Source organism: Streptomyces sp. NPDC052109, assembly GCF_040680195.1.
In the GTDB taxonomy this organism is placed as follows: domain Bacteria; phylum Actinomycetota; class Actinomycetes; order Streptomycetales; family Streptomycetaceae; genus Streptomyces.
In genome coordinates, this window is record NZ_JBFAWF010000037.1 from 34,439 (window position 1) to 54,958 (window position 20,520).

Consider the following 20,520-nt stretch of genomic DNA (forward strand, 5'->3'; position numbering starts at 1 on the left):
TGCCGATGAACCGCTCGGCCCGCGCGTTCTGGCTGCGCTCACCCGGCCACGGCGAGCTGCGCGACCTCACCCTCGCTGAGCCCGCCGAGGACGAGGTCCTGGTGCGTGCCCTGTACTCCGGGGTGAGCCGGGGCACGGAGACGCTGGTGTTCCGCGGCGGAGTCCCGGAGAGCCAACACGCCGCGATGCGGGCGCCGTTCCAGGAGGGCGACTTCCCCGGCCCGGTGAAGTACGGCTACCTCAGCGTCGGCACGGTGGAGGAGGGGCCGGATGCGCTGACCGGGCGTACCGTCTTCTGCCTGTATCCACACCAGAGCCGTTACGTCGTTCCGGTGAACGCCGTGACCGTCGTACCCGAGGGGGTCCCCGCCGCGCGGGCCGTGCTCGCCGGCACCGTGGAGACCGCCGTGAACGCCCTGTGGGACGCGGCGCCGCGGATCGGCGACCGGATCGCGGTGGTCGGCGGCGGCATGGTCGGCTGCTCGGTGGCCGCCCTGCTCGCCCGCTTCCCCGGCGTGCGGCTGCAGCTCGTCGACGCCGACCCCGCCCGCGCCAAGACCGCCGAGGCGCTCGGCGTGGACTTCGCCACGCCCGAGAGCGCCCTCGGCGACCGCGACCTCGTCGTGCACGCCAGCGCCACCGAGGCCGGACTCACCCGGGCCCTGCAACTCCTCGCCCCCGAGGGCACGGTCGTGGAACTGAGCTGGTACGGCGACCGGCGTGTCGCCCTGCCGCTCGGTGAGGCCTTCCACTCCCGCCGGCTCACCGTGCGCAGCAGCCAGGTCGGCACCGTCTCCCCGGGCGCCCGTGCCGGCCGCACGTACGCCGACCGGATGGCGCTCGCCCTCGACCTGCTCGCCGACCCGGCACTGGACGCTCTCATCACCGGGGAGAGCGCTTTCGAGCAACTCCCGGACGTCATGCCGAAGCTCGCCTCCGGGGAGATCCCGGCCCTCTGCCACCGGATCCGGTACACCGAGACGGGCCTGACCTGAGAAAAGAGTGAGAGAGGGCTGAACACGGGGAAGCGAAGAGCCGTAATACACGGCATCCCCCGACGGGTAAGGACTGGGGGGCCAGACGCGTCGTACCTGGAGGGTCGTCCGTTGTTCAGCATCACCGTCCGCGATCACATCATGATCGCCCACAGCTTCCGCGGCGAGGTGTTCGGGCCCGCGCAGCGACTGCACGGCGCCACGTTCCTGGTGGACGCCACCTTCCGCCGCGAGCAGCTGGACGAGGACAACATCGTGGTGGACATCGGCCTGGCCACGCAGGAACTGAGCCTCATCACCGCCGAGCTGAACTACCGCAACCTCGACGACGAACCCGAGTTCGCCGGTGTCAACACCTCCACGGAGTTCCTCGCCAAGGTCATCGCCGACCGGCTCGCCGAACGCGTCCACAAGGGCGCCCTCGGCGAGGGCGCCAAGGGTCTCGCGGGCATCGCCGTCACCCTGCACGAGTCGCACATCGCCTGGGCGAGTTACGAGCGTGGCCTGTGACCGGGACGACCACGCAGCGGACACGGCTGTCCCACGTCCCGGCGCAGCCCACGGCCGTCGCCGTCGAGAAGGCCGGAATCATCACCATGTCCCTGCGCACCGTGCACTTCGTCCTGCCGGGCGGCGTCGACGACCCGGCCGCGCCCAGCGGCGGCAACGCCTACGACCGCCGGGTCTGCCTGGACCTGCCCGGCTTCGGCTGGCACGTCACCCGGCACACCGCGCCCGGCAGTTGGCCGCGCCCGGACCGGGCCGCCCGCGACCACCTCGCCCGCACCCTGCGGGACCTGCCGGACGACGCGGTGGTGCTGCTGGACGGGCTCGTCGCCTGCGGCGTCCCGGAGCTCGTCACCCCGCACGCCGACCGCCTGCGCCTGGCCGTGCTCGTCCATCTGCCGCTCGGCGACGAGACGGGCCTCGCCCCGGCCGTCGCCGCCGACCTCGACGCCCGCGAACGTGCCGTGCTGCGCGCGGCGCCCGCCGTCGTCGCGACCAGTGAGTGGGCGGTGCGCCGCCTCGTCTCCCACCACGGGCTCGCCCCCGAACGGGTGCACGTCGCCGCGCCCGGTGCCGACATCGCGCCCCTCGCCCCCGGCACCGACGGCGTCTCCCGGCTGCTGTGCGTGGCCGCCGTCACCCCGCGCAAGGGACAGCACCGGCTCGTGGAGGCGCTCGCGACCGCACGGGACCTGCCGTGGACCTGTGAGCTGGTCGGCGGACTCGGACACGACCCCGGGTACGTGGCCCACTTGCGGGATCTGATCGCCCGGTACGGCCTCGCCGGCCGGCTGCACCTGACCGGCCCCCGCTCCGGCGCCGACCTCGACGCCACGTACGCCGCCGCCGACCTGATGGTCCTCACCTCCTACGCCGAGACCTACGGCATGGCGGTCACCGAGGCCCTGGCCCGCGGCATCCCGGTGCTCGCCACCGACGTGGGCGGCCTGCCGGAGGCGGTCGGCCGCGCCCCCGACGGCGGGGTGCCCGGCATCCTCGTCCCGCCGGAGGACCCCGCCGCGCTCGCCGCCGAACTGCGCGGCTGGTTCGGTGAACCCGACGTCCGGCGCCGCCTCAAGGCCGCCGCCCGCGGCCGCCGCGCCGCGCTCGACGGCTGGGCCACCACCGCCCGCAGCCTGGCCGGAGTCCTCGCCCGGCTCCCCGAAGCCCCGAGGAGGGCGGCATGACCAGCCCGGAGACCACGACGGACGGCATCGCGTCGATTCCGGCCCAGTGCGGGCCGAGGGACGCGGTGCCGGTGCGGGAGAGCGAGGCCGAGGTGGAGGCTGCGCGCAGGACCGAAGGCGCGGCGGAACCGGCGCGCGAGGCCGGTCGCGGTGCGGCTCGTACCCCGGCCGCTACGGCGGACCGGGAGGCTTCCGGCGCGGGGGAGCGCGGCGGCAGGGCCTCCACGGCGGCGCGGAGCGGTGCGGCCCCGGGCTCCGAGGCCGGAGCGGAAGGCGCTCGCGGGACCCGGGCGGCGGCGGACGACGCCGGCGGCTGCGGGGACGCCCCCGACGACGGTGCACGCGGCGCCGGCGCCTCGGTCGTCGCCGGTGCCGGACCCGTCGGCCGTCCCGGCGAGCGGGACACCGTACGGCTGCGTGACGGCGAACCCGAGGAAACGCCCCGGTACGCCCCCGAATGGCTGCGGCTCAGGGAACCGGCCGACGCGGCCGCCCGCGCCCAGGACCTGCTGGATCCGTTGCGCATCCGGCTGGCGAACCTGACGGGCCGCACCGGCGCACTGGCCGTGCACGACCTGGGCTGCGGCACCGGCTCGATGGGCCGCTGGCTCGCGCCCCGCCTGGACGGGGCCCAGCACTGGGTCCTGCACGACCGCGACCCCTATCTGCTGCACTTCGCCGCCGTGGGCTCCCCGCGTTCCGCCGCCGACGGCAGCGGCGTCACCGTGGAGACCCGGCGCGGCGACGTGGCCCGGCTGACCGGGGACGCGCTGGCGGGGGCCTCGCTGGTCACCGCGTCGGCGCTGCTCGACGTCCTCACCCGCGAGGAGGTCGTCACTCTCGTCGACGCCTGCGCCGGGGCCGGCTGCCCCGCGCTGCTCACCCTCTCCGTCGCCGGACGCGTCGAACTCAGCCCGGCCGACCCGCTGGACGCGGAGATCGCCGACGCCTTCAACGCCCATCAGCGGCGCGCCGGGCTGCTCGGCCCGGACGCGGTCACCGTGGCCTGCGAGGCGTTCGAGGCGCGCGGGGCCGCCGTACGGGTGCACCCGAGCCCCTGGCGGCTCGGCCCCGAGGAGGCGGCGCTGACCGAGCAGTGGCTGCGCGGCTGGGTGGGCGCGGCCGTGGAACAGCGGCCCGAACTGCGCGACCGTGCCGAGCGCTACCTGCGGGACCGGCTGGCGGCCTGCGCGGCCGGGGTGCTCCGGGCCGTGGTCCACCACAGCGACCTGCTGGCCCTGCCCCGGCCGACGGGCGGCACGTCATGAGGACGTGGTCGGCGGCGACGGAACACGGGCGGCGGCTCACCGAAGCCGACGGCCACGCGCGCGTGCACGACACGAACAGGGCCCACACGCCGATGCCGCCCACGGGCACGGTGCACGCGGGCACGCGGGACTCGGAAACGGCTCGCGCACGGGTGCAGGGCCCGGAGCCGGCTGACGCGGCCGTGGAGCGTGCGGAGCCGGCTCGCGCACGCGTGCAGGACGCGGAAACGGGGTACGCGCGCGTACCGGACACGGAGACGACCCGGCCGCGCGTGAGAAGTACGGAAGCGGTGCACGCGCGCGTGGACAACGGCGGCCCCGCCGATGCGTGCGTGCACGGCGCCGGCACGATGCACGCGCGCGTGCCGGACATAGGTGCACCGGGTGCGGGCCCGGCGCAGGCGGTCCGCGCGGCGGGCACCAGGCTCCTGGACCAGCCGTCCGCGCGCGAGGACCAGTCGTCCGCGCTTACGGAGAAGCCGTTCATGCTCCCGAACAGGCCCTCCTCGCTCGCGGACCAGCCCTCCACGCTCACCGGCCGGCCCGCTTCGCTCGCGGACCAGCCCTCCCCACTCACCGGCCGGCCCGCCTCGCTCGCGGACCTGCCTTCCTCGCCGCCGGAATCGCCCGCCTCGCTCGCGGAAGCGTCCCCGTCGGAGACGGTACCCGAGCCCGCGCGGCCCCCCGCCGCCCGGCGTCCCCGGCTCCGGGCGTTGCGCACGCACTTCGGCACCGTGGCCGGGGTGGTCATCCTCGCCGCCCTGCTGTGGCGGCTGGGCACCGGTGTGCTCCTCGACGGGCTGCGGCGGATCGACACCGTGACGGTGCTGGCGGCGCTGGGCATCGGCGGGGTCTCCACCGTACTCAGCGCCTGGCGCTGGCAGTTGGTGGCCCGTGGCCTGCGCATCCGGCTGCCGCTCGGCCCCGCCGTCGCGGACTACTACCGGGCGCTGTTCCTGAACGCGGCCCTGCCCGGCGGGATCCTGGGCGATGTGCACCGGGCGGTCCGGCACGGACAGAGCGCCGGCGACCTGCGAGGAGGGGTGAAGGCCGTCGTCCTGGAACGCGTCGCCGGGCAGATCGCACTGGCCGTGTTCGCCGCCGCCACGTTGCCGACGCTGCCGTCCCCGGTCCGCGCCGCGGCCCGCGACGCCGCCCCACCCGTGGCCCTCGCCGTGGCCGGCGTGCTCGCCGTCGGCCTCGCGGTACGCATGAACCGGGCGCTCTCCCGCCGCGCCCGGGGTCTCGGCACCGCCCTCGGCGCGGCACGGGCGGGCCTGTTCTCCCGCCGGGGCGGCCCGGCCGTCGCGCTGTCCTCCGCCGTGATCCTGGCCGGGCACCTGGCGACGTTCGTCGTGGCGGCCCGGGTCGCCGGCTCCGCCGCCCCGGTCGCGGTGCTCGTCCCGCTCGCCGTCCTCGCCCTGGTCGCCATGGGACTGCCGCTGAACGTCGGCGGCTTCGGCCCCCGCGAGGGCGTGACCGCCTGGGCGTTCGGCGCCGCGGGACTGGGCGCGAGCACGGGGGTCGCCGTCGCCGTCGTCTACGGCGTGCTGAGCTTCGTGGCGAGCCTGCCCGGCGCCGTCGTCCTGGTCGTGCGCTGGTACGCCGGGCTGCGTGGCGCGACCGGCCCGGCGGGCCGGGCTCCGGCCGCCGCGACCGGCGGCCCCGCGTCGGACTATCCGCGCTCCCGCGCGGAGGTGAGCAACGCGAAATACGGCTCGAACGATTCCGCCAGGCTCGCCAGCAGTTCCTTGCCCTTTTCCGCCGACCCCAGGGAAGGACGGCCGATGACGCCTGATTCGGTATAGGCGGACATTCCCACGGTGAGCAGATGACGACGGTCGTCGGCGGTGAAATCGGCGGACTCGTAACCAGGGCGGACGAATTCGGGGTGAGCGTGCAGCAGAATCGAGGTCTCGATTTCCCCCGCGTGCATGTCGGTGAGCAGCGAGGTGTGCACCCCCGCCCGCTCCCGCGCCGTCTCCCAGTCCTCGGCGGCCGGGAACAGCGCCATACGCGCACCGCGCGCGGAGGCTTCCTGGACGACATTGCCCAGGACGTAGTTGCCGCCGTGGCCGTTCACCACGACGAGCGCGTCGACGCCCGAGCGGCGCAGCGACGCCGCGATGTCCGAGACCACCGCGTGCAGGGTCACCGCGGAGATGCTGACGGTCCCCGGCCAGTGGGCGTGCTCGTGCGAGCAGGAGACCGTCACCGGAGGAAGGAGGTGCACCGGGTACGCGGCGGCGATCTCACGTGCCACGGCACAGGCGACGAGCGTGTCGGTCGCCAGCGGAAGGAACGGACCGTGCTGCTCGAAACTGCCGACGGGAAGGACGGCGACCTGTGCTGAAACGCCCGCCCCCCGCGCCCGCACGTCGTCCGTGGTGTCCGTCGGCACCATGCCGTACGCCACGATGTCCGATCCTCCATGTGCCGCCGCCCGCGCGCCCGAACCACTCATCTTTTCACGGCCTTTCGTCTCTGCTTAGGAATCAGATCATGACAGAAAACTCCGGCGTCAACATGGGCGTACTCGGCAAGAAGTCCCCGCGGCGTTCGGGCGCGGAACGCGTCGTGAATGCGCCGCTGCCCACCGTGTACGGGAAATTCCAGGCGATCGGCTACCTGGACCACGACCGCGATGACGAGCAAGTGGCCCTGGTGTACGGCGAGATCGGCACCGAGAACGTGCTGACCCGGCTGCACTCCGAGTGCCTGACCGGGGACGCGTTCGGCTCCCGGCACTGCGAGTGCGGTGACCAACTGGCGTCCGCGCTGCGTGCCGTCGTCGCCGAAGGCAGTGGCATCGTCGTCTACTTGAGGGGCCACGAGGGCCGCGGCATCGGACTGCTCGCCAAGCTGCGCGCGATGGCCCTGCAGGCGGAGGGCCTGGACACGGTGGAGGCGAACCTCGCGCTCGGCCTGCCCGTCGACGCCCGCGACTACGGCGTCGCGGCCGAGATCCTGCGCGACCTCGGGGTGCGCTCGGTACGCCTGATGTCCAACAACCCGCGCAAACGGGAGGCGCTGGTCCGGCACGGCATCCACGTCGCCGAGCAGGTGCCGCTGCTGATCGAGCCGTGCGAGAGCAACATCACGTATCTGCGCACCAAGCGGGAGCGGATGGACCACATCCTGCCCCATCTGGACGCCGTCGCCCACGGCTCCTGAAGCCGGCCGTCCCGGCGCCCGCCGCCTCCCCCCACGGGCGGCGGGCGCCGGGACGGTCAGTCCGTCAGCGCCTCGTGCACCAGCCGGCGCAGCTCCGGGAAGATCTTCAGGGTCTTCGGGCGCACCTGCGTCATGAACTGCGCCGTCAGCTCCCGTGCCGGATCGACCCAGAACGCCGTCGTGGCCACGCCGGTCCAGCCGTACGTGCCGAGGCCGGCGGGGGCCAGGGTGCGGGAGGGGTCGGTCACCACCGACACGTTGAAACCGAAGCCCAGCCCGTCGTTGCCGGGCTCCTGGTGGACGGGGGCGCCGAAGGACCGCAGGTCCGCGCCGCCGGGCAGCTGGTTGCGGGTCATCTCCGCGACGGTGGCGGCCGACAGCAGCCGGACGCCGTCCAGTTCGCCGCCCCGGCGCAGCATCTCCATGAACCGGTGGAAGTCGTACGCGGAGGAGACCAGGCCACCGCTGCCGGACAGGAACCGCGGCCGGCCGTGCACCGGCAGTCCCGGCACCGGCGCGATCCCGCCCTCGTCCGTCTCCCCGTACAACTCGGCCAGCCTGCCCGCCCGTCCGGGCTCGACGTGGAAGCCGGTGTCGGCCATGCCGAGCGGACGCAGGATCCGCTCGGCGAAGAACGTGTCCAGCGGCTGCCCCGAGACCACCTCGATCACCCGGCCCAGTACGTTCGAGGCGACCGAGTAGTTCCACCGCGTCCCCGGTTCGAACTGCAACGGCATCCGGGCGTAGACCTCCACGGTCTCGGCCAGATCGGCGCCCGGCGGCACCGAGTACTCCAGGCCGGAGGCGCGGTAGAGGGCGTCGACCGGGTGCCGGTGGTAGAAGCCGAACGTCAGGCCCGCGGTGTGGGTGAGCAGATGCCGGATCAGGATCGGGCCGGCGGCCGGGCGGGTGCGCAGCTCCGCGTCCGCACCGCCCTCGTACACCACGGGGTCGGCGAACGCCGGCAGATGGAGGTCGAGCGGATCGTCCAGCGCCAGTCTGCCGTCCTCCACCAGCAGCAGCACGGCGACCGCGGTGACCGGCTTGGTCATCGAGTAGATCCGCCACAGGGTGTCCGCCTCGACCGGCAGTCCCGCCGCGACGTCGCGCATGCCGTGCGTGGTGAGGTGGGCGACCCGGCCGCCGCGGGACAGGGCCACCAGGAAGCCGGGCAGCCGCCCCTCGTCCACGTAGTGGGCGACGTGCCGGTCCAGGCGGTCCAGTGCCCCGACGTCCAGCCCCGCCTCGTCGGGGTCGACTTCCTGCCGCAGCTGTGCCATCGCTCTCCTCCGGTCGCCTGGTCCGCGATGCCTCCCGACTGCCCGCCGGGGACGCACCCGTTCCTCATCGTCCCGCAGGAGCACCGCCGTCGACCCGCTCATCAGCGGTGTGTGTGATCGACGCGACGCCGTCCGCGCCCGGCGCGGTCTGCTCGCGGAAGGCCCGGGAGACGGCACGCTCGCCCTCGGCCCCGGGGCGCGGGTCCTCGCCGTCGGCAGCGGGCAGCGCACGCGCCAGGGGCACGGCGAGCGCCGCGACGGCCGCCAGCACGAGCAACGCGGCCCCGGTCCCGGCCGCCATCAGCGTGCTCGCGGCGGCCACCCCCACGGCCGGGCCGACGTTCAGCGCCGTCTGCTGCAGCCCGCCCGCGACTCCCGCCACGGCCACCTCCGCCCGCCGTACGACCACCTGGGTGGCCGCCACCATCACCGTCCCGAACCCCGCGCCCAGCAGGGCGAACGCGCAGCCGAGCGCCGGCGCGGCCGACGCCCCGGACAGCATGAGGACACCCAGCGCGAGCAGCGACGTCGCCGCCGTCGCCGTACCGCGGGCCCCGAGGCGGCGCAGCAGGACCGGGCACAGCGCGGCGGACGCCACCATCGTCACCGCCAGCGGCAGACTGCGCAGCGCGCTGTGCAACGGGTCCAGTCCGAGGCGGCGTTGCAGGACGTACGTGGCCACGAAGAGCGCGCCGAACAGGGCCGCGGAGACGACGACCAGGACGCCGAGCGCCGCCCCGACCGCTCGGGAGCCGACGACCGCCGGCGACAGCAGAGGGCTCGGCGTGCGCCGTTCGTGCCGTACGAGGACGGCGGCGGCGACAGCGGCGACGGCGAGCCCGGCTCCGGAGACCGGCCGCACGGTCACGGAGTGCACCAGGCAGGACAGCGTCACCGCGAGCAGGAGGGCGCCGGGCACGTCCAGCGGCGTCCGGGAAGCCGCGGGGGTCCGCCGCGGCCGCGGGCACGGGCGGTGAAGGGCGTCGCGGTCCGCCGGCGCCCCGGCGGGGTGGGCTGCCGGGGCAGATCGCCCGCCGCCGCGCGGGCGCGACCAGCCACGACGGCGCCGCGCACGAGCGACGACATACCGCGGTGGTTCCGGCGGAGCGCTCGGCAGGGCGGGCAGGCCGAAGACGAGCGCGGGCAGCACGTTGACGAAGAACACCGCCCGCCAGCCCAGCGTCGTCACCAGCGCCCCTCCCACCAGCGGACCCGCGGCCGCCGCCAGCCCGATCGCGGCGGTCCGCACGGCGAGGGGCCCGGCCAGCCGGTCCGGCGGGTACGCCGCCCGCAGCATGCCCAGCGTGGCCGGCTGCAACAGCGCCCCGAACACCCCTTGGAGGGCCCGCAGCCCGATCACCCAGCCCACGCCGGGCGCGACACCGATCGCCGCCGACGCCGCCCCGAAACCCAGCATGCCGAGCGCGAACACCCGCCGCTGCCCGTACCGGTCACCGAGCCGTCCCGCGAACACCAGCAGGCTCGCCACCACGACCAGATACGCCGTACTGGTCCACTGCACCTCGGCGAGTGAGGCGTCGAATTCCCCTTGCAGACGCGGCTGCGTGACCGTGAGGACGGTACCGTCCAGCGCGACGGCCACCGCGCCGGCGACACTGCCGGCCAGCACCCAGCGCCGGTTCACCGGCCGTCCTCCGCGCCCAGGTGCGCCACCAGCACCGCCTCGAGCAGCGCGCCGACGTCGTCTTCGCCGAGCGCGAGTTGGAGGCTGCGCCAGCGCCACAGCTGGGCGAGTCCGTGCAGATTCGCCCACAACGCGCCCGCCACCCGCCGCGCGTCGGCCTCGGGTCGCGCCTCGCCGACCAGCCCCGCGAGCACCCCGAACAACGGAAGGCTCGTCTCCCGCAACCCCAGCCGCCCGCTCTCCAGCAGGTCGTGACGGAACATCAGCTCGTACATGCCGGGGTGGTCGAGGGCGAACTCCAGATACGTCCGGGCCAACGCCGCCACCCGCGCCCGGGGACCGGCCGGGGCGTGCGTGAGCGTCGTACGCGCCCGCTCGGCCAGGTCGGTGAAGCCGCGCAGCGCGATGGCCGACAGCAGCTCCAGATGCGTGGGGAAGTAGCGGCGCGGCGCGCCGTGCGAGACGCCCGCGCGCCGGGCGATCTCCCGCAGGGTCAGCGCCCGCAGCCCCTCGGCGGCCAGCAGTTCCACGCCCACGTCGACCAGGCGTTCGCGCAACCCGATGTCGGACTCGGTCATAGACAGTGTCTACCAGACCCCGTAGACAGTGTCTATCGAGGGCCCGGTGCGGGAATGCCCGGGGCGGTGCCGCCAGTTGACCCGGTTATGACTCAGGACTCCACGCAGGACGCGTTGCTCGAACTGCTCTCCGAAGGCCACTGCGGCGTACTGGTCGCCCTCAAGCGCGACGGCCGCCCCCAGCTGTCCAACGTCAGCCACGCCTACTACCCCGACGAGCGGATCATCCGCGTCTCCGTCACCGACGACCGCGCCAAGACCCGCAACCTCCGCCGCGACCCGCGCGCCTCGTACCACGTCACCAGCGCCGACCGCTGGGCGTACGCGGTCGCCGAGGGAACGGCGGAACTGTCGCCGGTGGCCCAGGACCCGCACGACGACACCGTCGAGGAACTGGTCCGCCTCTACCGGGACGTCCTCGGCGAACACCCCGACTGGGACGACTACCGGGCGGCGATGGTCCGCGACCGCCGGCTGGTGGTGCGGCTGCACGTCGACCGGGTGTACGGCATTCCGAAGCGCTGAGGCTCGGTCGGTCCCCGCTACACCGCCCCGGCGGTCCGCGTCTCGATCGCGCGCAGCACGGCGACCATGTCCTCGCCGCCGTGTCCCTGTGTCACGGTCTCCTCGAACAGGGCGTGGCACACGTCGAGGAGTGGTGAGGCCAGCTGCGCCTTGCGGGCCGCCTCGGCGATCAGCCGGTTGTTCTTCAGTACGTCCAGCGCGGCCGCCTGCACCGCGAAGTCCCGCTCGCGCAGCTTCGGCGCCTTCATCCGGGAGACACCGCTGGCCATGGGGCCCGCGTCCAGGACCTCCAGGAACAGCCGCCGGTCCAGGCCCTGTCGCTCGGCGAAGTGGAACGCCTCGGCCAGGCCGGTCACCAGGGTGATCAGGAAGAGGTTCACGGACAGTTTCATCAGCAGCGCCCCGGGTGCCGGCCCGCACACGAACGTCTCCCGGCACAGCGGCGCGAGCAGCGGCCGTACGGCGTCCACGGCGGCGTCCTCGCCCGCGAGCATCGCCACCAGCTGCCCCTCCTCCGCCGGGACTCGTGATCCGGAGACGGGCGCCTCGACGTACCGGCCGCCGGCGGCGCGGACGTCGGTCTCCAGGGCGTGCGAGTACTGGGGGGACGTGGTGCCCATGTGGACGACGGTGCGCCCGGCGACCCGTGCGGCGAACGCCGGTGTGCCGCGGCCCAGCACGGAGTCGACCGCGGCTTCGTCGGCGAGCATCAGCAGCACCACCTCCGCCCGCGTGAACACCTCGTCGGCGTCCGCGGCGACCGTGGCCCCGGCCGCCCGCAGGGGTGCGGCGCGTTCCGCGGTCCGGTTCCAGACCACCAGGGGAGTGCCGGCGGACACCAGGCGCCGCGCCATGGGCCGGCCCATCACTCCGAGACCGATGAACCCGACGTTCACGGGGGCCGCCCTTCGCTCCGGGAACCACTATGACCGCTGTCATAGTAGCCGCCGTTATGACGATGGTCATAGAGTGGGGGCGTCGAGGAACGGAGGTCGGCGATGGGCGAGGTGCGACGGGGCCCGCGGGAGCGGATGGTCTTCAGCGCGGCCCAGCTCATCCGGCGCGACGGAGTCGCCGCCACCGGCATGCGGGAGGTCGCCGCCCACGCCGGCGCACCGCGCGGCTCGCTCCAGCACTACTTCCCGGGTGGGAAGGAGCAGCTGGTCAACGAGGCCGTCGGCTGGGCCGGACGGTACGCGGGCAAGCGGATCGCGCGCTTTCTCGCGGGGCTCCGGGAACCGACGCCGAGCGGCCTGTTCGCGGCTATGGTCGGGCAGTGGACCGACGAGTACGCGGCGGAGGGCTTCGCGGCGGGCTGCCCGGTCGCCGCCGCCACCGCCGAGTGCGTCTCCGCCGGCGGCTCCACCCGCGAGGCCGCGGCGGCCGCGTTCACGGCCTGGCGGACGCCGCTCGCCGAGGCCCTGTCCGGCATGGGCGTCCCCGCCGCCCGGACCGAATCCCTGGCCACGCTGATGATCAGCACCCTGGAGGGCGCGATCCTGATGGCCCGCGCCGAACAGGACGTACGCCCCCTGACCACGGCCGTAGGGGAGCTGGGCCCCCTGCTCGACGCGGCGGTGTCCCCGGCCCCTTGACGCGGGCGCACGGGAAGTCGGCCGGTCCACCTCACTCCTCGTCCCGCATTCGCCGCCAGGCGCGGGTGCGGTGCAGCACGTAGAAGGCGGCGACCAGGACGATCACCTGAAGTCCCACGGCGAGCAGCCAGAAGACCGCCCTGCTCTCCAACTCGTCGGTCAGAAAAGTGAAGTTCATGCCGAAGAAGCCGGTGAGGAACGACAGCGGCAGGAAGATCACCGACACGATGGTCAACCGGTTGATCACGCCGTTCTGTTCGCCCGCGACGAGGGACCCATAGCTGGCGAAGGCCCGGCGGGTGGCCTCCTGCAGGGACTCGGTGTCCGCGAGGACCAGCCGGGCCGCGCGCTGGAACTCCTGGGCGAGCCGCTGCCGTTCCACCGGAAAGTCGCGGCTCATCATCCTGCGCGTGATCATCTCCTCGACCACCTGCAGGTAGGGCAGCAGGGCGTGGTGCAGGAGGGCGGCCCGGCGGCGCAGCTGGGACAGACGGTAGATCTGCGCGGGCCGCCGCTCCTCGAACATGCCGTCCTCCAGCTCCTCCACCTGGAGCAGCGCCTGCACGGCAGCCCGGCGAAACGTCGCCAGCGCCTCCTGGAGCAGCAGGAACAGCGTGGCGACGGCGTCGTGGGGCCGCTCTCGCCGCAGGTGATTCGTGATGTCCGAGGCCAGGACGGTCCGGCCCCGGTGGGCGATCACCACGAAGCGCTCGCCGGCCAGGGCGTGCACATGGGCGACCCGCGCGTCCTGGGCCACCGGCACGACGAAGCCGGCGAGGTCGCCCAGGAATTCGGCCCGCGCGGACTCGCCCCGGCTGCCGAACCAGGCCAGCTCCTCGGCGTCCAGCCCGAGCCGGCGGGCCAGTGGCTCGTCCTCCGGGCCCTCCTCCTCCGGCAGCTCGACATCGAGGAGCAGAAAGCGGTCCGTGGCGAGCCGCTGACGCGCCTCCGACAGGGAGACGCAGGTCGTCGCCCCGTCCGGCATCGACACCATCGTTACGATCATCACCCTCACCGTTGATCCCGTCGCCCACGCCCCAGCGTGCGTGCGGTGCGGTGTCCGCGCACTCGGATGCGCTCATGTGCCGGTGGGGCGGCCCCGAACGGGTGAGGACCGCGGCGACACGCGGCCCGACGCACTCCCCGGTCGACCAGGCCGGTCGCCCGTCGTCGTCCGGCGATTCGTCCGGCGATTCGTCTGGCGATGGATGGGGCTGCGGAGTGGTTGGCGGTCGGCGTCAGGCCTGCGCGCTCATGTCTCGTCCTCCGTTCGGAGTGTTGGCCTGACAGCCGTCGCGTACGGCTCTCAGCGGGCGCGGGGCGGGAGCTCGGCCCTCGCCCGGTGCGGGCGAACCGCCGGATACCGCCGGTGTCACGCGATCAGCGGATCCGTTCACGGACGGTCGCCGAGGGCCGTGTGCGGGGATCACGCCGGGCCCGTCTCCGGCAGGCCGGACGCCGTGGGTGTCACCCGTGGTGATCCGTACGCCGGGCGGCGACGATGAGGTGGGTACGGAGGGCCGGCGGCCGGCCTGCGGCGGAACGGACGAAGAGGCACGAGATGACCGATCCAGGGGCTGCCGGGAAGCAGCCGACCCCGCCGAAGGGGGTGCGCTCTTCCGGCGGGCCGGGGCCCAGGGCCTCGGCCGTGTCCGTCGCGCGTTCGGTCGGCCTCGCGGCCGGTCTCGTCACCGCTTACTACCTGTTGCCGCTGGACTGGCACGGCGGCGGCGTCACCGCGCTGATTCTCGCCGGCGGCCTCCTGGCGGCCGGCCTGTTCTTCTGGTGGGAGGTGCGGCTCATCATGCGCTCGGCCTCGCCGCGGCTGAAGGCCGTCGAGGCCCTGGCGGCGACGGTCGCCTTGTACCTGGTCCTGTTCGCGAGCGGTTACTACCTGCTCGAACACGCCGTGCCCGGCTCCTTCAGCGAGCACCTGAGGAGGACGGACGCGCTGTACTTCACGCTCACCACGTTCACCACCGTCGGCTTCGGCGACATCACCGCGGTCTCCGAGCCGGCCAGGGTGCTCGTGATGTGCCAGATGGCGTGCAGTCTGTTGCTCGTCGGCCTCGCCGCGCGGGTGCTCTCGGCCGCGGTCCGCGTCGGTCTGCGCCGCCAGGGGCGGGGCACTCCGGAGTGAGGCTCGGGCGCCCGGCGCCGCGCACTCGGTGACCGGTGCGGCGGACGGTGCTTGTCCGCCACCGTCCGCCGCACTAGTCTCCCCGCGTGATCAACGGTGCGCATGTGGTGCTCTACAGCCGGGACGCGGAGGCGGACCGGGCCTTCCTGCGCGACACTCTCGGATGGGCGCACGTCGACGCCGGCCACGGATGGCTGATCTTCCAGGCGCCGCCCGCCGAGGTGGCCTGTCACCCCACCGATGGCGAGCCGGCGCACGAGCTGATGCTGATGTGCGACGACCTCGATGCGACGCGGCGCCAACTCACCGATGACGGCGTGGAGTTCACCCGACCGGTGGAGGAGGCCCGCTGGGGCCGGACCACCGCCCTCCGCCTGCCGGGCGGCGGCGAACTCGCCCTGTACGAGCCGCGCCACCCGAGACCGTAGCCGCGCGGGCCGCACCCCCGGCCCTGGGCGCCCGGTACGGGCCCGCTCTCAGGCCGTGGCCCGCTCCGCACGCTTTGCCGGCCTGCCCGACCGCTTCCCGAGCGGTTCCGTCGGCACCGTGTGCGTCTCGCGGGCGGTGAGTGCGGCCAGGCGGGCGGGAGGCACGGCGCGGCCGTGAACAGTGCCACCGCCGGCCAGTCGTTGCCGCCAGGCTCCTTCGGGGTCGCCAGTCGAGTAACCCACTGGATGGTTAGTTGCGGCGGGTGGGGCGTCGCGCCCGTGTCACTCCCGTGTCAAGAGATGCTGCGACAGCTCCCGGAGCGGTGTCAGCCGGCCGCCCGCTCCGCCGTCAGGTAGGCGATCACCATGTCGCCGAGCATGGTCCGGTAGTGCTCCCGCTGGGCCGGGTCCACCAGGTCCCGGCCGAACAGGGCGCCGAAGGCGTGCCGGTTGGCGACCCGGAAGAAACAGAAAGAGCTGATCATCGCGTGCAGGTCGACCGCGTCCACGTCGGCCGTGAACAGCCCCGATTCCTGCCCCGCGACGAGGATCCGGCGGATCGCCTCCAGGGCCGGGGAGCCGATCCTGCCGAGCTTCTCGGAGGCCGCGATGTGCTCCGCGCCATGGATGTTCTCGATGCTGACCAGGCGGATGAGGTCGGGGTGCCGCTCGTGGTGGTCGAACGTCAGCTCGGCCAGCCGCCGGATCGCGGCCACCGGGTCCAGATGCTCGACGTCCAGCTGCCGCCCGGCCTCGCGGATCGCCCCGTACGCCCGCTCCAGCACGGCCGTGAACAGCTGTTCCTTGCCGCCGAAGTAGTAGTAGATCATCCGCTTGGTGGTGCGGGTGCGGGCCGCTATCTCGTCCACGCGGGCGCCGTCGTAGCCGGCCCGGGCGAACTCCTGCGTGGCCACGTCGAGGATCTCGGCCTTCGTGCGGGCGGCGTCGCGCAGCCGCCCCCCGGGTCGTACCGGTTCTTCGACGCTGGTCATCGCTTTCCTCCGGGCCGGGGACGCCTGGGCGGCGCACGCGTGCGCGTGCCGGTGATTGTAGAAGCAGGGCCCCGGAAAACCCCGGGGTCTTCCTCGCGATCCGCGCGACCGGCACGGCTGACGTACTGGTTCGTACATTAGCGCCGCATCGGGGAGCCGCAGTGCCGCATCGGGGGGCCGCGTGGCCAATGACAGCTCCCCGGCATCGACGTCCTCGGGCGGCCGCCTGCTGCCGGTGCCGGCCAACTGCCACGACGACCTCGCCGCACGGTACGACTTCGCCGACGGCGAGCTGGACACGTACCGGGACATCGGCATCCTCTGCGACCGGGACGCGGGAGGCGCCTTCCGAACGCGCCGGTGCGGCTCGCCGCCCCGCACGCCGGGCGGCGGTGAAAGAGGAGGGAAGGGACCGGGCGCCGTCAGCGCCGGCGCCCGGTCGCTTCGCTGTGAAAGAGCCGGTGAAGGAGCCGGTGAGCCCGCGGTGAGACCTCGGTGAGACCCGGCCGCGCGACGTGCCGCCCGTCATCCGGGCGGCCGATACTCGCACGGTTCGGGACAGACCCGGTGTCCCGGACCCGAGAGTCCCCGGACCGGGTGCCTGGAAGTCCCATGCCGATACCCGCCGGCCGGCCGCTGCTGCGTTCCGACCTGCCGCCGACCGCGACCGTCCCGCCCGCGGCCGCCCCGACCGACGAGGCCCGCACCGACCGCTACGAGCTCCCGATGCTCGCCGCCCTCGCCGTGCTCGCCGCCGTTCTGTGCCTGTGGGGCCTCGGACACAGCACCTACCACGCCTTCTACGCGAGCGCGGTGCGCAGCATGACCGACAGTCCGGCCGACTTCTTCTACGGCTCCTTCGACCCCAGGGGCTCCATCACCCTGGACAAGCTGCCCGGATTCCTGTGGCCACAGGCCCTCTCGGCGCTGGTGTTCGGCTTCCACCCGTGGGCGCTGGTGCTGCCCCAGGCCCTGGAGATCGTGGGCTGTGTGGTCCTGCTGCACGTGCTGGTGCGCCGCTGGGCCGGGGTGCCCGCCGGGCTGCTGGCCGCCGCGTTCCTGACGCTGACCCCGGTGACGGTGGGCCTCGGCCGCTCGATCACCGAGGACGCCCCGTTCGTGCTGCTCCTGCTGCTGGCCGCCGAGGCCACCTGGCGGGCCACCGAGCACGGCCGCCGGCGCACCCTGCTGCTCGCGGGCGTCTGGGTGGGCCTCGCCTTCCAGTGCAAGATGCTGGAGGCCTGGGCGGTGCTGCCCGCGCTGGCCGCGACCTATCTCGTCGCCGCGCCCGCCGAACGGCGCCGCCGTATCGGTCATGTGGCCCTGGCCGGAGCGGTGACCGTGGCGGTGTCGGCGTCGTGGATGCTGGTGGCCGCCCTCACCCCGGCGGGCGCCCGCCCCTACCTCGACGGCACCACCGACGACTCCCCGTTCGCGCTGGTCGTCGGCTACAACTTCCTGACCCGTTTCCACGCCGTCGGCATCGACGCGGCCGGCACCGGCAGCATCGTGGCGAGCCGTGCCGCCCGGGCCGGCGGACACCTGGGCCCGGGCATGGGCGACGGCCTGGGCAAGATGTTCAGCCCGGGCCTGGCCACCCAGACCGGCTGGCTCTACCCGCTGGCCGCGCTCGGCCTCGTCGGCGGACTGCTGGCACTGCGGCGGCACCGCCCTCCGCGCACCGACCGGCTGCTCGCCGGGTATGTGCTGTGGGGCGTGTGGGGCGTGACCTTCTTCGCCGTGTTCAGCTTCGGCAGCGTCACCGGTCACACGTACTACATGGGCGTCGTCGCGGTGGCCGTGGCCGCGCTCGCCGCCGTGGGCGTCGTCCGGGCCCACCGCGGCCGGCTGCTCGCGGCCGTCCTCGCCGTCGACGTCGTCTGGTGCGCGGCCCTGACGCTGTGGTACCCGCGTTTCCAGCCCTGGTCGGCGCCCTGCGCGGTCGCCCTCGGCCTGCTCGCCCTGCTGCTCGCGCTCGCCCGCCGGCCGGGCGCGCTCGCCGCCGGTCTCGCCGCCGTCCTGCTGGTCCCGGCCGTCTGGACGGCGTCCGCGCTGTCCGTGCGCTACAACCAGCCCGGCAGCTTCGGCCGGGTCGGTCCCACCAGCACCCGCACCGGCACCGCACTGTCCACCCTCGGTCCCCAGCACCAGCGGCTGCTCGCCTACTTGACCGGACACCGCGGCGGGGCCCGCTACCTGGCCGCCGTACCCGCCTGGCAGAGCGCCGCGCCGTACGTCATCGCCGCCGACGCCCCCGTCCTGCCGATGGGCGGCTTCACCGGCCGCGTCCCCTATCCGGCGCCGGACGCGTTCCGCAGGCTGGTGGGCACCGGGCGACTGCGCTACGTCCTGCTCCCGCGCGCCGATCTGCGCCCCGGCGCCCCCGTGGGCGACACCCCGGCCGGTGTGCTGCTGCGCTGGACCGCCGCCCACTGCGCGCTCGTCCCGCCGGCCGCCTACGACCCCGCCGACCGGACCCGGCTGCTGTACGACTGCGGCCCGGCCCACCAGAGGTGAACCGGGCCGCGGAGCGGGCCGTCAGGGCCGTCTGTTCCACTCGGCGATCACGGGCCGGCCGTGCTCGGTCGACAGCCGGCTGACCGTACCGGTGGCCAGCTGGAACAGCCGGCCCTCGGTGGGCGGCAGACCCAGCCGGCGGGCGGTGAGCACGCGCAGGAAGTGGGCGTGGGCGACGAGGACCACGTCCCCGGCGTCCGTGGCGAGCGCCGCCGCGACGCGGGCCAGCACCCGGTCGGCGCGGGCCCCGATCTGCTCCGGTGACTCGCCCGGGTGGCCCGCCGGACCGGGCGGCACGCCGTCGGTCCACAGGTCCCAGTCGGGGCGCGTCCGGTGGATGTCGACCGTGGTGACACCCTCGTAGCCGCCGTAGTCCCACTCGTGCAGGTCGGGATCGGGCACGATCCCGGTCAGGCCCGCCAGTTCGGCGGTGCGTACCGCGCGGCCCAGCGGGCTGGCCAGCGCGAGGGCGTAGGTCCGGCCGGTGAGGAGCGGGGCGAGGGACTTGGCCTGTTCCTCACCGTGCCCGGTCAGGGGCAGGTCGGTCCAGCTGGTGTGCTGTCCCGACAGGCTCCACTCCGTCTCACCGTGGCGGACCAGCAGGAGGTCCCCCACGGCGGGTCAGTCCTTCTTCTCGACCGCGTGGCCGCCGAACTGGTTGCGCAGCGCGGCGATCATCTTCATCTGCGGCGAGTCGTCCTGCCGGGAGGCGAACCGGGCGAAGAGCGAGGCCGTGATCGCCGGGAGCGGAACGGCGTTGTCGATCGCCGCCTCCACCGTCCAGCGGCCCTCGCCGGAGTCCTCCGCGTAGCCGCGCAGCTTCTGCAGGTGCTCGTCCTCGTCCAGGGCGTTGACGGCGAGGTCGAGCAGCCAGGAGCGGATGACGGTGCCCTCCTGCCAGGAGCGGAACACCTCGCGGACGTTCTCCACCGAGTGGACCTTCTCCAGCAGCTCCCAGCCCTCGGCGTAGGCCTGCATCATGGCGTACTCGATGCCGTTGTGGACCATCTTGGAGAAGTGCCCGGCACCGACCCGGCCCGCGTGGACGTAGCCGTACGGGCCCTCCGGCTTGAGCGCCTCGAAGATCGGCTTCAGCGGCTCCACGTGCTCCTTGTCGCCGCCGACCATGAGCGCGTAGCCGTTCTGCAGGCCCCACACACCGCCGGAGACGCCGGCGTCGACGAATCCGATGCCCTTGATGCCGAGGGCGGCGGCGTGCTTCTCGTCGTCCGTCCAGCGGGAGTTGCCGCCGTCGATCACCGTGTCGCCGGGCTCGAGCAGGTCGCCGAGTTCGTCGACGACGGTCTGCGTGGCGGTGCCGGCCGGGACCATCACCCACACGTTGCGCGGCGCGTCCAGCTTCTCGACCAGTTCGGCGAGGGACTTGACGTCGGAGACCTCGGGGTTGCGGTCGTAGCCGATGACGGTGTGGCCGGCGCGGCGGATCCGCTCGCGCATGTTGCCGCCCATCTTGCCGAGACCGATGAGACCGAGCTGCATGTCAGTTCACTTCCTGAGGGTGCGGTAGGCGGCGACGAGGGCCGTGGTGGACGGGTCGAGACCGGGTACGTCGGCGCCCTGGGTGAGGGCGGGTTCGACCCGCTTGGCGAGGACCTTGCCGAGTTCGACGCCCCACTGGTCGAAGGAGTCGATGTTCCAGACCGCGCCCTGCACGAACACCTTGTGTTC

At 74.0% G+C, this 20,520-nt stretch carries 19 protein-coding genes and 3 pseudogenes; 11 read left to right on the forward strand and 11 right to left on the reverse strand.

Translation table 11 applies throughout. The annotated features are described in order from the left end of the window. Positions 1-5 precede the first annotated feature (5 nt). The 5 genes and pseudogenes from AB0L59_RS40130 to AB0L59_RS40150 form a co-directional block, all read left to right on the forward strand. Complete coding sequence (locus tag AB0L59_RS40130; RefSeq protein WP_365592557.1) at positions 6-995, forward strand: dehydrogenase; 990 nt, start codon at positions 6-8, stop codon at positions 993-995. Positions 996-1,106: 111 nt separating this feature from the next. Continuing rightward, entirely contained in the window at positions 1,107-1,505 is a 399-nt protein-coding gene (locus AB0L59_RS40135; RefSeq protein ID WP_365592560.1) for a 6-carboxytetrahydropterin synthase, read from the forward strand. Next, complete coding sequence (locus AB0L59_RS40140) at positions 1,502-2,689, forward strand: glycosyltransferase family 4 protein (RefSeq protein ID WP_365592563.1); 1,188 nt, start codon at positions 1,502-1,504, stop codon at positions 2,687-2,689. Before AB0L59_RS40135 ends, AB0L59_RS40140 begins: the two co-directional genes overlap by 4 nt. 71 nt (positions 2,690-2,760) lie before the next feature. Continuing rightward, positions 2,761-3,957, forward strand: a complete 1,197-nt coding sequence (locus AB0L59_RS40145; protein WP_365592606.1) for a trans-aconitate methyltransferase — start codon at positions 2,761-2,763, stop codon at positions 3,955-3,957. Between the two features lie 485 nt (positions 3,958-4,442). After that, positions 4,443-5,474, forward strand: a pseudogene (locus AB0L59_RS40150) (lysylphosphatidylglycerol synthase transmembrane domain-containing protein); the annotation flags it as partial. Between the two features lie 158 nt (positions 5,475-5,632). On the opposite strand, the gene AB0L59_RS40155 reads toward AB0L59_RS40150, so the two are convergent. Next, entirely contained in the window at positions 5,633-6,421 is a 789-nt protein-coding gene (locus AB0L59_RS40155; RefSeq protein ID WP_365592565.1) for a creatininase family protein, read from the reverse strand. Between the two features lie 38 nt (positions 6,422-6,459). Here AB0L59_RS40155 and ribA point away from each other — a divergent pair, with 38 nt between their 5' ends. After that, positions 6,460-7,131 (forward strand): GTP cyclohydrolase II, encoded by a 672-nt coding sequence (ribA, locus tag AB0L59_RS40160; protein ID WP_365592568.1) that lies wholly within the window; start codon positions 6,460-6,462, stop codon positions 7,129-7,131. Positions 7,132-7,187: 56 nt separating this feature from the next. Here the strand turns inward: ribA and AB0L59_RS40165 are convergent, their stop codons facing one another. From AB0L59_RS40165 to AB0L59_RS40175, 3 genes are all read right to left on the reverse strand, one after another. Further along, positions 7,188-8,411 (reverse strand): serine hydrolase domain-containing protein, encoded by a 1,224-nt coding sequence (locus AB0L59_RS40165; RefSeq protein WP_365592570.1) that lies wholly within the window; start codon positions 8,409-8,411, stop codon positions 7,188-7,190. 64 nt (positions 8,412-8,475) lie between these two features. After that, the gene (locus tag AB0L59_RS40170) at positions 8,476-10,056 is read right to left on the reverse strand and encodes an MFS transporter (protein ID WP_365592573.1); all 1,581 of its coding nucleotides are present in this window, start codon (positions 10,054-10,056) and stop codon (positions 8,476-8,478) included. Further along, complete coding sequence (locus AB0L59_RS40175; RefSeq protein WP_365592576.1) at positions 10,053-10,634, reverse strand: TetR/AcrR family transcriptional regulator; 582 nt, start codon at positions 10,632-10,634, stop codon at positions 10,053-10,055. Before AB0L59_RS40175 ends, AB0L59_RS40170 begins: the two co-directional genes overlap by 4 nt. A gap of 87 nt (positions 10,635-10,721) precedes the next feature. Here AB0L59_RS40175 and AB0L59_RS40180 point away from each other — a divergent pair, with 87 nt between their 5' ends. Continuing rightward, on the forward strand, positions 10,722-11,159 hold the full coding sequence (locus AB0L59_RS40180; RefSeq protein ID WP_365592579.1) for a PPOX class F420-dependent oxidoreductase: 438 nt from the start codon (positions 10,722-10,724) through the stop codon (positions 11,157-11,159). 17 nt (positions 11,160-11,176) lie between these two features. Here the strand turns inward: AB0L59_RS40180 and AB0L59_RS40185 are convergent, their stop codons facing one another. Then, positions 11,177-12,055 (reverse strand): NAD(P)-dependent oxidoreductase, encoded by an 879-nt coding sequence (locus AB0L59_RS40185; protein ID WP_365592582.1) that lies wholly within the window; start codon positions 12,053-12,055, stop codon positions 11,177-11,179. A 102-nt stretch (positions 12,056-12,157) separates the two neighbouring features. On the opposite strand from AB0L59_RS40185, the gene AB0L59_RS40190 reads away from it, so the two are divergent. Beyond that, positions 12,158-12,754, forward strand: coding sequence for a TetR/AcrR family transcriptional regulator (locus tag AB0L59_RS40190; RefSeq protein ID WP_365592584.1), 597 nt, complete (start codon positions 12,158-12,160; stop codon positions 12,752-12,754). Between the two features lie 31 nt (positions 12,755-12,785). On the opposite strand, the gene AB0L59_RS40195 is transcribed toward AB0L59_RS40190, so the two are convergent. After that, a complete protein-coding gene (locus tag AB0L59_RS40195; protein WP_365592587.1) occupies positions 12,786-13,760 on the reverse strand; it encodes a CorA family divalent cation transporter in 975 nt (324 codons plus the stop codon). A 642-nt stretch (positions 13,761-14,402) separates the two neighbouring features. Here AB0L59_RS40195 and AB0L59_RS40200 point away from each other — a divergent pair. Next, the gene (locus AB0L59_RS40200; RefSeq protein ID WP_365592589.1) at positions 14,403-14,894 is read left to right on the forward strand and encodes an ion channel; all 492 of its coding nucleotides are present in this window, start codon (positions 14,403-14,405) and stop codon (positions 14,892-14,894) included. 86 nt (positions 14,895-14,980) lie between these two features. Continuing rightward, positions 14,981-15,322, forward strand: a complete 342-nt coding sequence (locus AB0L59_RS40205) for a VOC family protein (protein ID WP_365592591.1) — start codon at positions 14,981-14,983, stop codon at positions 15,320-15,322. Between the two features lie 48 nt (positions 15,323-15,370). Here the strand turns inward: AB0L59_RS40205 and AB0L59_RS40210 are convergent. Next, positions 15,371-15,534: pseudogene (locus tag AB0L59_RS40210) on the reverse strand (MFS transporter); the annotation flags it as partial. A 114-nt stretch (positions 15,535-15,648) separates the two neighbouring features. Next, the gene (locus AB0L59_RS40215; RefSeq protein ID WP_365592593.1) at positions 15,649-16,314 is read right to left on the reverse strand and encodes a TetR/AcrR family transcriptional regulator; all 666 of its coding nucleotides are present in this window, start codon (positions 16,312-16,314) and stop codon (positions 15,649-15,651) included. Positions 16,315-16,926: 612 nt separating this feature from the next. On the opposite strand from AB0L59_RS40215, the gene AB0L59_RS40220 reads away from it, so the two are divergent. After that, positions 16,927-18,831 (forward strand): glycosyltransferase family 39 protein, encoded by a 1,905-nt coding sequence (locus AB0L59_RS40220; RefSeq protein WP_365592595.1) that lies wholly within the window; start codon positions 16,927-16,929, stop codon positions 18,829-18,831. 21 nt (positions 18,832-18,852) lie between these two features. On the opposite strand, the gene AB0L59_RS40225 is transcribed toward AB0L59_RS40220, so the two are convergent. From AB0L59_RS40225 to AB0L59_RS40235, 3 genes and pseudogenes are all read right to left on the reverse strand, one after another. Beyond that, positions 18,853-19,446, reverse strand: a complete 594-nt coding sequence (locus AB0L59_RS40225) for a histidine phosphatase family protein (protein ID WP_365592598.1) — start codon at positions 19,444-19,446, stop codon at positions 18,853-18,855. Positions 19,447-19,452: 6 nt separating this feature from the next. Next, entirely contained in the window at positions 19,453-20,331 is an 879-nt protein-coding gene (gene gnd, locus AB0L59_RS40230) for a phosphogluconate dehydrogenase (NAD(+)-dependent, decarboxylating) (RefSeq protein WP_365592600.1), read from the reverse strand. A gap of 6 nt (positions 20,332-20,337) precedes the next feature. Continuing rightward, a pseudogene (locus AB0L59_RS40235) lies at positions 20,338-20,520 on the reverse strand (glucose-6-phosphate isomerase); the annotation flags it as partial.

What these genes read in the sequence shown, in the direction of transcription:
- AB0L59_RS40130 (WP_365592557.1), top strand. Translation starts at nt 6, where the DNA reads ATGAACCGCTCGGCCCGCGCGTTCTGGCTGCGCTCACCCGGCCACGGC.
- AB0L59_RS40155 (WP_365592565.1), bottom strand. Translation starts at nt 6,421, where the DNA reads ATGAGTGGTTCGGGCGCGCGGGCGGCGGCACATGGAGGATCGGACATC.
- ribA (WP_365592568.1), top strand. Translation starts at nt 6,460, where the DNA reads ATGACAGAAAACTCCGGCGTCAACATGGGCGTACTCGGCAAGAAGTCC.
- AB0L59_RS40165 (WP_365592570.1), bottom strand. Translation starts at nt 8,411, where the DNA reads ATGGCACAGCTGCGGCAGGAAGTCGACCCCGACGAGGCGGGGCTGGAC.
- AB0L59_RS40175 (WP_365592576.1), bottom strand. Translation starts at nt 10,634, where the DNA reads ATGACCGAGTCCGACATCGGGTTGCGCGAACGCCTGGTCGACGTGGGC.
- AB0L59_RS40180 (WP_365592579.1), top strand. Translation starts at nt 10,722, where the DNA reads ATGACTCAGGACTCCACGCAGGACGCGTTGCTCGAACTGCTCTCCGAA.
- AB0L59_RS40190 (WP_365592584.1), top strand. Translation starts at nt 12,158, where the DNA reads ATGGGCGAGGTGCGACGGGGCCCGCGGGAGCGGATGGTCTTCAGCGCG.
- AB0L59_RS40195 (WP_365592587.1), bottom strand. Translation starts at nt 13,760, where the DNA reads ATGATCGTAACGATGGTGTCGATGCCGGACGGGGCGACGACCTGCGTC.
- AB0L59_RS40215 (WP_365592593.1), bottom strand. Translation starts at nt 16,314, where the DNA reads ATGACCAGCGTCGAAGAACCGGTACGACCCGGGGGGCGGCTGCGCGAC.
- AB0L59_RS40220 (WP_365592595.1), top strand. Translation starts at nt 16,927, where the DNA reads ATGCCGATACCCGCCGGCCGGCCGCTGCTGCGTTCCGACCTGCCGCCG.
- gnd (WP_365592600.1), bottom strand. Translation starts at nt 20,331, where the DNA reads ATGCAGCTCGGTCTCATCGGTCTCGGCAAGATGGGCGGCAACATGCGC.